This window comes from bacterium (assembly GCA_030247525.1).
In the GTDB taxonomy this organism is placed as follows: Bacteria; Electryoneota; JAOADG01; order JAOADG01; family JAOADG01; genus JAOTSC01.
In genome coordinates this window covers 21,121-36,895 of the sequence record JAOTSC010000002.1, presented here as the reverse complement: position 1 = coordinate 36,895, position 15,775 = coordinate 21,121, and the positions used below count along the sequence as shown (strand labels likewise).

Here is a 15,775-nt window from a genome sequence, read left to right as displayed (position 1 = left end):
ACGCGCGAATGCAAGAGGCAATGAGAAATTTTTCGTCAAAATTCTCCACGTAGCGAAGAGAAATATCTTTGCTTTTTAACCTCAAACGCAAAATTACTGACTGTTAGAAACGAGTAAATCTGATGTTCAATCACGGGGATGAGACAGCAAAGCCGCTTCATCAAAGCACTTCCGAAGATGTGATGATTTATCTTCACTCCTCATCGTTGCGACCGAGCAAGGATCGATTAGACCGGAGAGAAAAAAAGCGAGGCGTCCTCTCGAAGGACGCCTCGCTCTCGGCTGATAAGAAAACTCTTACTTCATTAACACGAGTTTTCGAATATTCGTTACGCCGTTTACTTCCACATGCAAGAAGTAAATCCCACTTGGTTGGTTGTTGAGATCGACTGCAATCGTATGCTCGCCAGCCGCGAACGGAGCGCGAGTAATCGATTTTGTTTCTCGTCCGGCTAGGTCATAAACGACAGCATTCACAACCGATGTTCGCGGTAATGAGAGCTTCACCGTAGACGTCGGGTTGAACGGATTGGGATATGCTTCCGAGAGGCGAACAGAAGTCGGAAGTTCCGTCGGAGATTCCGGTGCGTCGTTGGTCGAGTTCAAGAACAACATCGCGCGTTGGATAAACAATTCGCGGGTCATTGTGCTTTGGGCTCCACTAATCGCTTCGAAAGGAATTCCGAGGAAAAGAACATGACCGCTGGTACTCGGGGTGTAGTAGTACACACCGGCGAAGTCGGCACGGCCATTGTACATTAAGATACCAGTCGCTCCAGCGCGGGGCGTCATTACCGTCGCATTGTCGCAGTTACCGGCACCGCCGGCACCTGCCGTACGTACCGTCAGATTCCCGAAGAAGGGATCGCCCACAATGCCGTTCATAGTGTAATTCGTCAAACGGCTCATCACAAGGTTCGCCTTGAGATAGGTTTGTGCCCACACCGAATCGACCGACATCAGATACTCCAAGGCATTCTGGCTCGAAAGCATGAAGTTTTTGCCATCATCGATGTAATCGCCTATCATCGTCCGGTCGACAACCGTGAGAACGTTTGTCGAACGCATACCGGTGAACCAAATGACATTGGGATAACGATTCATTTCCACTTCGTCAAGTGGGCTTACATCTTTATCCCAGAGGTCGTAGTCGATCAGCGAACTGGTCAATGCAGTGGTGTATTGCGAACTGAAGTCAAAAGAAGAGTCCGCTTGCACCAGGAGCAAATCCGGTCTACCGATTCGTACCCGGAAAGTAGATGAATTGACATAATCGCCATCAGCTAACATCACCAATGTAAAGGTCGCCCATTGTACCGGTGTTCCAGCCGTAACAGCTATTTGGAACGGATCGGCATCATTGGAAATCGTTGCACCCGGATTCACCAAACCAAAAGTAGACGTGCTATCGGTAATGATTATCCCGGGTACCGTTGTGCGAAGAATTGCACGCGCATTCGCCGCCGGAGCGAAATAGGTACCATTCGTAATAGAAGCAGTGATTCTACCATTTTCTCCATCGTCGATACGACCGTCCAAATTCCCGTTTAAATCAACTGCAGCAGTTGTTGCAATCGATAAGCTTGGGAAGTCTAACGGCATCCGGAGGAACTTCGCCTGCACGATTTCCTTGGTTGTACCGACTGCTGTTTCGTTCTGGAGATAAACGATGAATCCGCAATTATCGACGGTGTAGGGTTGTTGACCGGTCGTGCGAGGTGGAAAACGCGACTCGAAGATTAACGTATCGGAGGTGCTACCGCTATGAGTAAAGGGAACACCTGCGACCGAGGGAGCTGCCATCACAAACGGATAATCAAAACTGGTTTGACCATTGGGTGCGGCGGGGCTCCATTGCTCATGGACTTCCAGTAAGTAAGTCTTGAGACGATAGTTGCCGCTAATCGGAGATTCGGCAACCGCGCGGACTGTTAACACCAGCGAATCACCAGTGGTCATCCGAGCGCTCAGATCAAACCATACCGGTGAATTGACGGCGCGTCGTTGATTGTACAAATTCGAAATAGAACTGGAAGAAATCGATGCAGTAGCTCCGTCCACTTTAAACGTAGGCGTAGCATTCACTGCATAGTAGTTTCTTCGTTCGAGACTCTGGGTCGGATTGGCAGCGTACCACGGATCGTTTCCGGGAGACGGCCAATTCATGTGGTAACCAACATATTGAGCGTTCGTTCCCCACGACGTGAGGAGCGGGTCGAGCCAGTTATGGGCCGACGCACAGGGGCCTCAAGTCGTGCTGGTGTAATCTTCGATCATCACAGCGCTTCGCGGATACGCTTCAGCACTCACATTCAGCATGAGCACCAAGGCGACTGCGGACATTATCAAAGCGCGAATTTTCATTCCGTCTCCTTTCCAATAGACAATGCAAAGTTTCCCGTGGTGAAAGAAAAAATTCACCTAATGTCGAAAGGTAAGAAGCTATGCAAACCAATCCAAGAGAATTTTCAATTTTACGACAGTATATTGCTAAAGCGCGAGGTAATTGGCAGCTTGTTGTTGCCTTTCTCGTTGAAATCTCGGTGAGGAGCATTTTGTTTATTCGACGTTAATATCATGACAAACAAAATGCACGAAAACGACAGATTTCGGCAAGGATTTTCAAGTAGTTAAGGATGAGAATTGCCTTAGTACTGGAATGAGAGGTTTCGTATGCAGAGTAACTTTTCCCAGTTAATTGCTGTGGCGGTGTTGGCTACCATTCTGGTTTCGGGTTGCGACGAATCGACGCCAATCACTCCGAATCCAAATGCCGGACCAACCGCAACGGAAATCTTTACGAATCAGCCACTGTCGAGATGGCATGAGATTGCCGGACTTAACACCGCACTCCCCGATACCGATACGTCGCCCGGCTTTCTTGCGATGTTGAATACCGGACTCCTTGCGGCACGGCGAACTGCGTACCAGCTCGATAACTATACCTTAAACGATACAGTTGGGTTTGTTTATACCGATGGCTGGTACACCCGCACCAGCGATACCTTATACGGTGGGTCGATTGCAGTACGTTGGAAGTACACTCCCAATCCTTTCCGGTTGCCGGGCGGTGTACCCGATGTAATCGATCAAGAACTGCGGCTCAGCTATACCGATACATTCGATGTAACGACTACCACCGTGGCAACGGTGTTGAATAATGTCCGGAGCGGAATGTACCACAACGGTTCGATGAATGTACAGTATCAATTGCAGGTTAGTGTTCTCGGATTTCCGGCGCGGACGATAACCTATGGCGCTCCATTGACCTGGAGCTTTCTCGATAACCGGAAAACCGGCTCTAACTATTCCTCACCGCGTGGCGACTATTCGGCAATCGGTACCAGTGAGTTATCCCGCGACTCCACTACCGGGGAAAGTACTACTTACAATTTCGAGGGACAGTGGAGCGTATCTGGCAGCGCAACTGCCAACGATTCCATCGGATATTTGCGGGTCGGCGGCGAGCTGTTCTGTTCCTATTTCTTCACCAACTTTGACGTCGTTACCGGAACCTATCGTGGAAAATACCGGTTCGCGCAAGGGAGCGATTCCCTCTTTTCATTTCAGATGGTGGGACTGTGAGCGAACTGAGGACAGAATTAACGACTGAGTAGATGCTGCAGCGCGGTGCGGAGATCGGGATCGCGAAATGGAAAGTCGTGATCAAGAAGTACTTGGGGTTTGACCCGAACACCGTCGAGCAATAGCTCCTGCGCCATTTCTCCGAGGATTGTTTTAAGAACTACTGCTGGAACGGTAGCAAATGCCGGGCGGTGCAAAACACTTGCCAGCGTTTTCGTGAAGACGGTGTTGGTGACCGGCTGAGGAGCTACCGCATTCACCGCTCCGTGAATCGATTCGGTACGCAGAAGAAACGAAAACGCGGCAACCAAATCTTCGAGCGTTATCCAACTCATATATTGTTGTCCGTTGCCGAATTTCCCACCTAGACCAAACCGAAACGGCGTCAACATCTTCGCAAGTGCGCCGCCCTCGATCGACAACACCATCCCTAATCGCAACTGAACAACGCGGATGCCCAACGCTTCAATCGTTCGGGCTTCCCGTTCCCACGCATCGCAGACATCGGCAAGAAACCCTACTCCCCGCTCGGATGATTCATCGACCCAGTCGCTCCCCCGATTACCATAGAACCCGGTAGCCGATGCACAAATCACGCTTTTCGGTGGATGCTGCAGTCGGGCAAGAATTTTCTGCAAGGTCGCCGTGCTGCGAATCCGGCTATCGAGAATCCGTTGTTTCCGTTCAGGTGTCCAGCGGCCGCCAGCGATACTTTCCCCGGTGAGATGAATCACCCCATCGAGATACTCCCATTGTTGGGGATTGGTGCCAGCGATATCGTAGGGGTTCCATTGGATCGCTTGCGAAGTCGCAATCGGTTTCTTGCGCAAAACCGGAATCACCCGGTAACCGGAATTGGACAGGTGCCGGAGTAATGCGGAACCAACGAAGCCACTGGCGCCGGTGATTGCGACTGTCAACACGATTGGTCTTTACAGTGATGAGTCTGAATCGTAACGTGAACCAACCGTAAATGTTGTGGCAATAGTCCTCGGTAGTATTCCGGTTCGCGGGGGTCGGAGGTGACAATCGAAATCTCGGCGGCATAGATATTCGGTCCAACCGACCAGATATGTTGATCGGTTACTTTCTGCTCACCGATTTCAATGGCGGACCGAATTTGCTCGTGCATTTCCGCCGGCGCCTGTTTGTCGAGTAGTACATTCGCCGAAGAAAAGAGTAATCCGATTGACCATTTAGCGACGAGTACCGCTCCCAGCAATCCAATCGCGGCATCGAGCCACACCCACCCGAAATACTTCCCGGCAAGCAAGGCAACAATCGCCAAGACCGAAGTCAAGGCATCAGTTAGCACATGGAGATACGCCGCGAGCAAATTGTGGTCGTGTTTTAACTCGTTAGTATCGGGTTGGTGTTCATGGTCGTGGTCGTCGTGATGATGATCGTGGGAGTGCGGATGCTCATGTTCATGGTCATGATGGTGATGATGATCGTGGGAAGTCGATACGTCATGGTCGTGATGTTTCGCTCCAAGGATCAATAGACAAATTCCATTGACAATCAACCCAATGATTGCGACAATGATTGCTTGATCGAATTCGATATCTATCGGTTTAAGTAATCGAGCGACGCTTTACCACGCCATCGCGAGACCGACAACAACCAGTAAAATCGCACTGGCAAATGCCGCCAATGAATTGACTTTGCCGGTGCCAAAGTTAAAACTGCGGTCGTTGGCATACTTGCGGGTGAAGTAATAGGCGAAGGCGGCAATCCCCAATGCCAACGCATGGGAGCCCATGTGGAGACCGTCGGCAAGCAGCGCCATCGATCCGAAATACACCCCGGCGAATATCTCAACCACCATCGTAATCGCGGTGATAACAATGACGATTCGTGTCTTCAGTTCACCCGATTTTCGGACATCCTGACCAAAGGTGTGATCGTGTTTCCAACGGGTTACCGTATGAGTATGCGACACTATTTGCTATCCACTTACTGCATTCCCAACAACTGCGACACCGGCTGGGCAAACCAGAGAATCACCAATGCCCATAAGATGCCTACCACTAACCATGGCAATGCCGGTTTCAGAAGCGTCAAGTAGTTCGATTCACCGACGATTTCTGCAGCAAAAGTGCCTGCTAATGCTGTTGGCGGCATCATATCCCCTAATCCGGCAAACATTGAGAGGGCGGCTCCGACCACGATTTCGTTTTTTCCCAGCAGTGCGAGCAGTATCGGAACCCCCAACACCGTTGCCGAGCCGAATGCGGAAAGTGCGCCAAACAGAGGCATAACTACCGCAGCCGCTATCGGGAGATACGCTTTCGGTAACATAATCGTTGTCACGACCAAATCACCTCGCGCGCCAATCAGTGCAAGAATCTGCAGAAAGGTTCCAATCCCAACCAAAATTGCGGCAACCGGTAGCGTCGAGCGATACGCCAACACTGTTGCGGCGACTTTCCGCCCAGCAGGCACAAACGGTAAGGCAAGCACAGTACCAAGCAGGAAGAGGGCGGGCACACCCGGATCAGGCAGTTTTTCCGGGATGATGCGAATGATAACGAGTAGCAAGGCAACAACGATTAGCGGCAGTAATGAGAAGAGGGCGCGTTGTGTAATCGGTTCGGCAAATTCCGGCAGCAGGAGCGTACCTCGCTCCTTTACTGCCCGCCGGAGTGTCGGATATGCCATCCCAAAAGCGGTGGCGATTGCTGGAACAACAGTAATAAGGAGTAGCGGTTTCTCAAATCCGATGAATGGCATATCGACGCCATTGGCGAGCATCATTACCGGCAAGTTGATCGGGGGAGCGATCATACCATAGATCGCCAGCAACGCAATCAAAGCGCCGGTTTTTCGTTTCTCCAATCCCAATGCCATTAATAAAGGAGCGGTAAGAGCTCCGGTCGTCAGTACGGCGGAGGAAGAGAGTCCGGTCATCGCGCCGGGCAGCATCAGGAAAATGACAATGGCGATAAGAAATGCTGCCGGAGATTTCTGTGTTAGGCGAAGAAATATAGTACGGAGTACGGTGAGCGCGCCTGCCTCTTCCAGCATCCGCAGGAAAAGCAGCGCCGAGGCGACAATCAGCAACGGATCGAAGAAGATAAACATCCCTTCGACCAAGTCGCGGAACGGAATGCCGTAACCGCCGAGCAGCGCACCAACAACGCCGGCAAGAAATAACGCGATGCCGCGCGGAATCTTCGCAGTGAATGTCAACACTACGAATACTGCTATCATGATAAAGAGAAGGGTCATTGAACTACCGAACAAGTTGCATCATACGTGCCTGTAAGGTAGTAGTTCCCTCACTGATTTGGCAAAAGTAGGTACCGCTGACGACCGGGAGGTTGTTCTCGTCGGTACCATCCCACCCAATCTCGTGTGTACCTGCTACCCGTTGTCCCAGCATCAGTTGTTTGATCCGCCTACCACTGACATCGTAAATCGTGGCGGTTAGTGACAACGCCGGTTGCGACAGCGTGAGAGTAATCTTGGTTGCAGGATTGAAGGGATTAGGATAATTCGCGAGACCGATTTGCTGTGGCAAAGTGGGAATCTCACGTTGCTCGACCGAAGTCCCGTTGGTTTGGTAGACCAGAAAATTGAAATTGTCAGGGGAAGCCGGGGGAAAGGGGGAACGTTCCACTACCAATTCGGTGAAGCCATCGTGATCGATGTCGAGGACGGTATTCAATAAATAGGAGTAATTGGCATTGTCGAACGTAATGACATTCGCGCCATTCGTTTGATCGACGATTCGGAGTGAGAACTTGATGTTACTGCCTACTGTCACATATTTGAAAATCACGATGTCGTATATCCCGTCGCCGGTTACTTCGATGTAGGAGTAGGCGTTGTACTCCCCGGTCTGCAACGGAATCGTTAAGGCGGGAGTACTCGATTCCGGGCCGGACATCACCCGTAGATTCGTGCCATCCATCGTATAGAACCGCCATGTATCGACGGTATAATAGAACCAGCCCGCTTGCCCAGTACTCGGTACAGTCGGCGATGTCCACTCGAGGGTCGGTTGGGCATGCAATATATTAATCATGAGAAGAATTGAAAATAATGCAATTACTATTCGCATGGTTCATTCTCCCTCTACTAAATTGAGAAAATTCGATGAAAACTCTTGTAGTGAATCCACCCTCGTAGAATCATTTCAGCTTTCAGTAATTGATCATCTGTGATCGATGAGGTTCTCCCCTCTTTTTGACTGAACCTCCCCCTGTGAAAAGCAATCTCATTCCAACCACCTTCGGAGGCCTAATGCTTTATCCATAATTTATCTGTGGCATTGGTTTAAACCAATTTTGAAAATGACAGATTACGCTTTTTGTTTATGTGAGGCGCATGTGATTATTGATTGATTTGAATCCTCCCTTCCGCTTGTGCCGCACACAAGCAAGCACCAAAAATGAAGATGCACCCCGATAAATAAATCCATAGCAGTAACGCCATTACGCCGCCAGTTGTACCATAAACTGCATTAAATGTTGAAAACTTGTTCAAGTACACGATGAACAAAGCTTCTCCCAATTGAAGTAGTAGAGTAACGATTAATGCAGGTAACCAAACTTCAGAAAACCGGGTGTATCGGCGTGGAGCTAACTTGTAAAACATAAGCATGCATAGAAAAACTACTGACAACGAAATCGTGTATAGAAGTAAGTTGTATCCCCAGTTTTGGGCAAGCTGGGGTAAAATCCAATTTTTTACCATTCGGACTAACATCGGGATTCCAGTACCCATAAACACGGAACCAACTGTTACTGCTAACAAGATGAGACTTCGGAAGGGCATTCTCCACCAGTTGTAATCTTCACTACCCCAAGCCCTGTTCGTTGCAGATATCATTGTGGTAAAAAATTGTGTCGACACCCAAAGTAACATCAGAAACGCAATCGCTCCCGCCTGCCCACGGGCATTGATCACACTGGTTATGTTGTCAATGATCTGTTGTTTCATGTCTCCACTGATTGCAATGTAACTCTGGATAAAGTTGAGTACAGAATGACCAGCCTGATCCCGGTCAATAAATAAAGAAGCAATCGAAACAATCAGGATGATCAGCGGGAACAACGCGAAGAATGCGTAGTAGGCGAAAGCACCTGCCCGCTGCGCTCCATCAATCTCGGAAAACCGGCTCCACGAGAACTTTACAATTGACCAAGCGTTACTTCTTGCGATGTCCCATTTATTACGCATAGATCGATACGATTCGTTTATTGATAGAATAGCAATTGCAGCTACCAGTTTTGAGGAACACTATGATGTTGTTTTAAGGGTAGCTCCTTCGACGACAAGTACTACAAAGTTTGATTAAGCAGTAACGCTAAAAGTCACCGGTTAGAACGACTTCATCTGGGTACAAAGCGATTGTCACTGTTGTAATGTAGCTCCAAAGTTCAATCGGTAGTGGAATGGAAAACCGGTTCGTCTGAAAATTCACCAGCGTGGTTTTGCCTTGGATGTAACTCTCAATCAGACTTCGAAACGGTCGCAAGAGTAATGGAATTTCCATGGCAAAAGATCCCGTCAATCCATCTTTCATCGTAGCTGTCAAGTTTTTGAGAATCAGATTGAAACTGATTTTTACTGGCACGCATGGGATACTTCCGGTCGCTTTCAAATGTACTGTTTCTGAGCTAATCGAATCAAGATACAACTCAATCGCTGTTAGTTGGTGTTTACTCAAGTAAGAGTTTACATCATTCTTGGATACCTCAATCTTCATTTGCGTTTGTTCCTTTCTGATATCTCACTCACGAATGGGTAGCCGCGGGCGTAAGCCTTTAACGAATTACTTTGACTCAAATGGTAGCCGCAGGCTTTTGCCTGCGATCTCGAATTTGGTGTCAGTGCGGTCTAAAGCCCCGGCTACCTGAACAAAGCAGCGAAACATGAGACCGAGAGCTACCAGAAACCCGTTGAATCGACTTCAGGATTATGGTAGTACTGCAATTACCAACCGACTATTCAGTTGTTTTACCATCGAACTCTTCCGGGTCGGAATCTGCGTCGGCACGGGTATGGTGAACAACACCATCCCGATGATGCGGCGGCGAATACAGAGTGTAGACCTTCAGCGGAACAGTACTGGTATTGATGATGTTGTGCTTCGTTCCTGCGGGTATCACAACAGAAAATCCTGCTTTAATCTCCGTTCGGACATGGTCGAGGACCGCATCGCCTGAACCCTCTTCGATTCGAAAGAATTGGTCTCCTTCATGAACTTCCTCACCGATCTCTTCGCCGGGATTCAATGTCATCACTACAAGTTGGATTTGTTTTGCCGTGTAGAGTACCCGGCGAAATTCGATGTTACTAATCGTGAGATCTTCGATGTCATTAATGAAACCTTTCATGGTTTCTCCTTGATTGTTTAACCTTCGTTGGTGTTGGATAGGTTTGATACATACTCAATTCCGATGATTCGGATTCAAGTCACACTTTCACAATTCTCTTCTCAGAGAATTTATTGAGGGGATTATAGATCCGATAACCGACACTACTCCATTATTTAACCATCCCAATTTCAAATCATGCCATAGATGCCAATTTTTCGTTTGAGAGCTATGTATTCAATAGAATGAAATGAACGCGAATACACTTTTCATGCGACTTAGTCAACTGACTTGTGTTAGTTGACTTCGATAAAATTTGCGTTTTCTTTCGTCGAGACTTTTAGAAAAGTCGATCGCGGTTTGTTTCAAAACTTTGCAATGGTGAGGATCGATTACAATAGTGATACGTAGTAGGAACGATAAGCAAGCATTTCAATTGGAGGTTTTGGCATAACACATTGACTTTTCCGATATGTGATTTAATAATCACACATGCGTTGTTTAGCTTTCTTAATGCGGCAGATCGATTAATCCCCGAAAATGTCAATTTAACTGAACTGGTAGAAGCCATCAGCAATTACAGTCTTCAAATGCTGATGGCACAAAGTTAAGTCGTTGCAATGCCATCACATTGAACCGAAGTATCTGCCGAATCACTCATCCGAACTGAACCCCATCGAACAGCTCAGTATCTATCACAAAGAACACTTTTTCCATAACTGGCGTACCCAAAAGTACACCGGGCTAGTGATCGAGTCACGATTAATGTTCCTAACAAAACCGGGTGACTTTATGGCTGTGATTCGGACCAATCACCAAAATTGCCACAAAGGACACCCGACTTTTTCAACCTATCATCCAACGTTACAGTGACCGGGAACTCAAATGACAAAACGATACACAGCTTTGAGTAGTACCGTGGACTCTTCACTCTTCAACTTATCTTCAGTGGTTATCCGATTGTTGTAAGCGAGATATACGTCGTTCCCCGCCGATGGAATCCAGTGCAGCCGATAATTCAAACCCAAGTTTTTATCTTCGTTGTTCCATTGTGAATAAAGGGTCGTCTGCCAATGGGTACTAAACGCATACGCCGCACCGGAGGTGACTTCGATCGTGTTCGCTTTCCCATCGTCGAAATCGATTTCGGTCAATTTATAAGAACAATCGAAGGAGAAATGAGGATCGACCCGGAATCCACCATAGGTCGAGTACGATTTATACTCACCGGCGTAAAAATCGCCCCCCTCTAATCCGAATCCGCCAAAAAATGTGCGAGTGACATTAGAATTGAAATTCAAACTCGAGGTGGTCGACCAAAATTTCCCAACTGGAATAACCACCGAACCCGCCAAAGGATAAGGATAATCAACCCGGTCATACGCCCGGGTAACCGACCATTGTAACGACGATAAATCGTTGAATGTTACACGAAACGGCGTAACCGAGTAATTCTCCGATTCCAATTCATGGTCAAGATCCCAAATCCTGGTTACCGAAACGGGCGTTACTGAAAACGAGTAGAACCATGAATTCTGCCGCCGCCACGAACGCACCAGCGAACCAGCAAGCGCATCGCCGTAGCGAATCACATACCCCAATTCGGGATTGTAATTGCGTTCGACCCGCCGAAACGAAACCTGCGCATTCAACCGGTCGTTGGGGTACTCGAGATATCCGCGATAGCAAGCATTGTGTTCGTTGGGAATGTTGTTCGTATGGGAAAATGCGACTGCCCCACCGCCGCCATAGGCAATCGTTCGATTCGCATTCCAGAACCGGAAATGGGCATCGGAACCAAACGTCCGGTTGAAATGTTCCGGCTGCTCTTTATTCGTCCCGATGATACCGATGTAAGAACCGTTTGGCAGAATCCGCTTAAACCGTGCTACGGCGAAGTTTGTGTTTGGCTGTCCATATTTTTTATCGGTTTCCATATCGAGAAAACCAACCGTATACTTATCGGTTCGTCCAACCAACCGGACGCCGCCAATGATAGGAACCGCTTTTCCTTGGTACAAACCGATGCGGCGGCTATAGAACACCGGATTGTTGCTACTGGTGTTGAATCCGAAGTTCGCCTCGCTCTCTAAAAAGAACTCACGTCGCTCCGATAAAAAGAGCGGAAATCGCGTTAGATTCACAACCGCTTGATCGTCTTCGATTTGTGCGAAATCGGGATTGATGGTCACATCGACTGTCATGCGGGAAGTTACCGGAAACTTGGCATTTACACCGGCTTTCGTCAAAGTAGTTTGACCGTCACCGGTTGGGGTATTTAATTCGCTAATTCCCGCCACACCATACGGTTTGATTTCGATATCACCTCCCCGCTTGATGTCCTTGAGTCCTACCAATTTTCCACATCGGGAAGCTGCCGCGATAAATTCATTTGGCAATACCGGTTGCCATGTTGTGACTTCCTGACGCCGTTGAATATCCCGCTCGATGTTCAATCCCCAAACTTGTTCCGGTTTATCGGGAAACCGCAACGTCGAAAAGGGAATTTCGATTTCAAGCGTAAAGCCTTGGGAATGCCTGGTCGACCGACAATCCCACACTCCGTTCCAGCGGTCATTCACAATATTTCCATCCTGCTCGCACTGCGCATCGTATAAGGCAGCATTCGCATTGGTGCAAAAGAAGAAACTATTCGAGTGATCGAAGTAAGTATCCAAAACAACGGCGAAGACATCATCCGAATAAATACTGAAATCACGCGCCATCGAGTGGGCAGTGACCTTATCCGGTTCACTATCGTAACAAGTCGCACCGATATAAAGCGCCCGGTCGGTATAGATAACCCGGAACTCGGTACGCTCGGTCGCCGGCTCGCCGGTTTTCTGCATTTGCTGGATGAAATCCCCCACCAACTGTGCTTGTTGCCACACTGGGTCATTCAGTACCCCATCCAGTTTCGGTGGGTGATCGACTCGCAAAGCGGTAATCTCACCCAACGGCGCCGATGTGGAAAAACTGCTCGAGCAGAGAATTCCGAGCGCGATGCAACAAACTGTTAAGTAGCGTATCCAGTGTGTCATGACATCCTCACGATTGCAATTGGTTCTCATTGCAATTGAACTCCGTTTGCGAGAAAAAAACATTTCGCCACAAACGAAGTTGCAATCACAGATTCTTACCAGTGTGAGGTGCTAAATCATCGAAAAGTTGCAGAAATACTACCGAGCCGATGTTTACGTATGTAACTCGGGATTAGCCAGAGTCAAACAACCACTGACAAAGCTTTGGTACGGTATCTGCTAATCCTATCTACCGTTGCCGGCTGTGCTTCTGATAGCAATTGGTTGTGAAATCAGCGACTGGATTTGTTGACAAATAATCACGACCTTGTGCCAAGCAGCCAGCTGCACCTATTGTCGAATCGACGTAAACCGTCATGGGAGTAACATTGCTTGCCAAGATTTATCGCTTTCTTGCCTCGATCCAGTTGACGATTGTCCTGCTCGTCGTCATTGCGCTTGCGATGATGACCGGGACTGCGTATGAAGCAACGGCAGGAACTTTGCTGGCACAACTCGACATCTACCATAGCATCTGGTTTGACTTTCTGTTGGGTTTATTAGCAGTCAATCTCATCGCATGTACCGTACAACGGTTTCCCTATCGGATCGGGCAAATCGGGTGGTTGATGACTCATACCGGTGTACTTGTCGTGTTAATTGGTGCGGTTATCAGTCGGGAATACAGTATCGAGGGAACAATTAAGTTAGCGGAAGGCGAGTCAACAAGGCTACTCAACCGCAACTCTTATCAACTGGAAGTTCAGTTATCCGATGGTCGTTCGGCGGTGTTACCGCTTCGCTTTGAGACAATTCCGCGCTCAGAAGACGGACGACCGAAACGTATCGACCTCCCCTTCAATAAAGGCCGGATCGAACTACTCCGCTACCTCCCATCGGGAGTGGGAAAACTCACCTACGTCTCCGATCCAACCGGTGTACCGCTCATTGATGTAACGTTGGAAGCACTGGGAAAAGAAGTCGATAAGCAATTGTGGTGTGGCGATGGACCGGATGGCGAAGTCATGTTGCCGAATGGCAAAAAACTGCTGTTCGCCTTTGTTCCCCGCGATAAAATGGATATGTCCTATCTGCTGGAAGCGCCTGCAGATTATTTACTGGTTGCAACCGAATCCGATTTATCCTATCTCGCCGTCCATGCGCCACAGCCCATTCTGCAACCGATTTCGCTTGGACAGAAACTGGTACTTGACAGTATCAATACCGTTACGGTACGCTCCTTAGAGAGTTTTGCGGTGCAGATGAGGAATTTTGTCCCGGCAAAAAGCGGCGAAGGCGAGTTTGCATTAAAATTCCGAATCGAAGATCCTACGGGCGGGCGATCAAATGCATTCTGGATGAAGAAGAATTCGGAACTCGCTTCTAACCACAACGATGTTCTGTTTCGTTTGACTTCCCACACCGATGAATTGGGATTTGCACTACGTCTAAACAAAGTCAATCAGAAGTATTATCCCGGCAACAAAATCGCTGCAGGGATCTCGAGTGAGGTGACGGTGAATGAGGGATCGGCGAGTTCCTTCGCGTATGACATCGAAATGAACGCGCCGTTAACGTATCACGGTTGGAAAATCTACCAATACAGCGTGATACCCGGACCGCCGAAAATATCGGTGTTTACCGTATCCTACGACCCGGGAACCACCATTGTGTACGCCGGTTGTATCGTTTTAATGGTCGGTCTCACAGTGGTCTTATTCCAAACCCGACAGCGAAAGAAACTGGAAGAATAGAGTAGTACTAAAGACTATTTGCCCGTTTCCGCTTTGTATTGGATGTATTGGAAAACCTGTACCCGACCATTGTACTGGTCGGCGACATACAAGCGGTTTTTTTGATCGAAACATAAACCCGCCGGTAACTGAAACTGTCCATCCCCTTTACCAGCCGCCCCGAAGTATAAAAGCAATGACCCGTCACGCTGAAATATCTGTATGTTATCGAAAGCCGCGTCGGCGACATAGATGTTGTTATCGCTGTCGACAGTGATGCCACGTGGCCGCGAAAAACTGCCGGGTACGTTGTCCGCTTGTCCAAAGGTCGAAACAAATTTACCATCTTTATCGAAAACCTGTACCCGGAAATTCATTGTATCGACGATATAAATGTACCCATCGGTGTCACAAACGATGTTACTGGGAAGATTAAACTCACCTTCCCGGCTTCCTTTTGTTCCAATCGTCCGAACGAACGAGCCATCTTTCCGAAAGCATTTCGCGTGATACGCTTTCGTATCGACGACGATAATCTCCTGTGTGACTTTGTTATAGGCGATACCTGCAGGACGTTGAAACGCTACTGTGTCTTTGATATTGCGAAGTAAGTTTCCTTCTGCATCGAAAACAAACACTGCATTTAGTCGAACATCGGTCACGTAAACTCGATCCTCATCGTCGACCGCAACTCCTGCCGGCTCTGTCAATTGACCGGCACCGCTTGTTCCGATATAAGTGAGGATGTCGCCTGATTTCTTCGCATTCTCATCGAACACCAACACACAACGATTTCCGGCATCAGCTACAAGTAGGCGTCCCTTGCTGTCAATCGCTAATCCGTAGGGCTTCACTACCCGTTCTAATGATGTTTCACCCGCTAACGTCTTCTTGAAAGCATCCATCTTGGATGTAGTGAAATCGCTCTTACCTTGGATGCTTCGTAGAAATTTTATCCTTGGCTTTTCCGGTGCCGACGGCCAGACTAAATCGGGTTTGATTGCCTGTTTGGGAGCGCAACCCACAGAAAAAAGTGTGAGTGAGGTAAACAAGGTGAAAAGCAAAAAAGTCTTTGCCGGATTCATTACGAGTAACTCCCGTCAAAATGGAT

At 48.3% G+C, this 15,775-nt stretch carries 11 protein-coding genes and 1 pseudogene; 2 read left to right on the top strand and 10 right to left on the bottom strand.

Annotated elements, in window-relative coordinates; genetic code table 11:
• Positions 1–297: 297 nt before the first annotated feature.
• Positions 298–2,166: a T9SS type A sorting domain-containing protein gene (locus tag OEM52_00435; GenBank protein MDK9698602.1), complete on the bottom strand. Its 1,869-nt coding sequence runs from the start codon at positions 2,164–2,166 to the stop codon at positions 298–300.
• Between the two features lie 507 nt (positions 2,167–2,673).
• Between OEM52_00435 and OEM52_00430 the strand changes: the two genes are divergently transcribed.
• The gene (locus tag OEM52_00430) at positions 2,674–3,585 is read left to right on the top strand and encodes a hypothetical protein (protein MDK9698601.1); all 912 of its coding nucleotides are present in this window, start codon (positions 2,674–2,676) and stop codon (positions 3,583–3,585) included.
• A gap of 17 nt (positions 3,586–3,602) precedes the next feature.
• Here the strand turns inward: OEM52_00430 and OEM52_00425 are convergent, their stop codons facing one another.
• The 8 genes and pseudogenes from OEM52_00425 to OEM52_00390 form a co-directional block, all read right to left on the bottom strand.
• Positions 3,603–4,508, bottom strand: a complete 906-nt coding sequence (locus OEM52_00425; protein ID MDK9698600.1) for a TIGR01777 family oxidoreductase — start codon at positions 4,506–4,508, stop codon at positions 3,603–3,605.
• Positions 4,502–5,530, bottom strand: a pseudogene (gene dmeF, locus OEM52_00420) (CDF family Co(II)/Ni(II) efflux transporter DmeF). Before dmeF ends, OEM52_00425 begins: the two are co-directional and overlap by 7 nt.
• A gap of 11 nt (positions 5,531–5,541) precedes the next feature.
• Positions 5,542–6,816 carry a TRAP transporter large permease subunit gene (locus tag OEM52_00415; protein ID MDK9698599.1) on the bottom strand — a complete coding sequence of 425 codons (1,275 nt, stop codon included), beginning with the start codon at positions 6,814–6,816 and terminating at the stop codon, positions 5,542–5,544.
• A gap of 4 nt (positions 6,817–6,820) precedes the next feature.
• Complete coding sequence (locus OEM52_00410) at positions 6,821–7,651, bottom strand: T9SS type A sorting domain-containing protein (GenBank protein ID MDK9698598.1); 831 nt, start codon at positions 7,649–7,651, stop codon at positions 6,821–6,823.
• Positions 7,652–7,923: 272 nt separating this feature from the next.
• Positions 7,924–8,772: a YihY/virulence factor BrkB family protein gene (locus tag OEM52_00405; protein ID MDK9698597.1), complete on the bottom strand. Its 849-nt coding sequence runs from the start codon at positions 8,770–8,772 to the stop codon at positions 7,924–7,926.
• Positions 8,773–8,899: 127 nt separating this feature from the next.
• On the bottom strand, positions 8,900–9,301 hold the full coding sequence (locus OEM52_00400; protein ID MDK9698596.1) for a hypothetical protein: 402 nt from the start codon (positions 9,299–9,301) through the stop codon (positions 8,900–8,902).
• A gap of 238 nt (positions 9,302–9,539) precedes the next feature.
• Positions 9,540–9,932 (bottom strand): cupin domain-containing protein, encoded by a 393-nt coding sequence (locus OEM52_00395; protein ID MDK9698595.1) that lies wholly within the window; start codon positions 9,930–9,932, stop codon positions 9,540–9,542.
• 860 nt (positions 9,933–10,792) lie between these two features.
• Positions 10,793–12,952, bottom strand: a complete 2,160-nt coding sequence (locus tag OEM52_00390) for a carbohydrate binding family 9 domain-containing protein (GenBank protein MDK9698594.1) — start codon at positions 12,950–12,952, stop codon at positions 10,793–10,795.
• Between the two features lie 356 nt (positions 12,953–13,308).
• Between OEM52_00390 and OEM52_00385 the strand changes: the two genes are divergently transcribed.
• A complete protein-coding gene (locus OEM52_00385; GenBank protein MDK9698593.1) occupies positions 13,309–14,685 on the top strand; it encodes a cytochrome c biogenesis protein ResB in 1,377 nt (458 codons plus the stop codon).
• Positions 14,686–14,699: 14 nt separating this feature from the next.
• On the opposite strand, the gene OEM52_00380 is transcribed toward OEM52_00385, so the two are convergent.
• Positions 14,700–15,749: a 6-bladed beta-propeller gene (locus OEM52_00380; protein ID MDK9698592.1), complete on the bottom strand. Its 1,050-nt coding sequence runs from the start codon at positions 15,747–15,749 to the stop codon at positions 14,700–14,702.
• Positions 15,750–15,775: the final 26 nt, after the last annotated feature.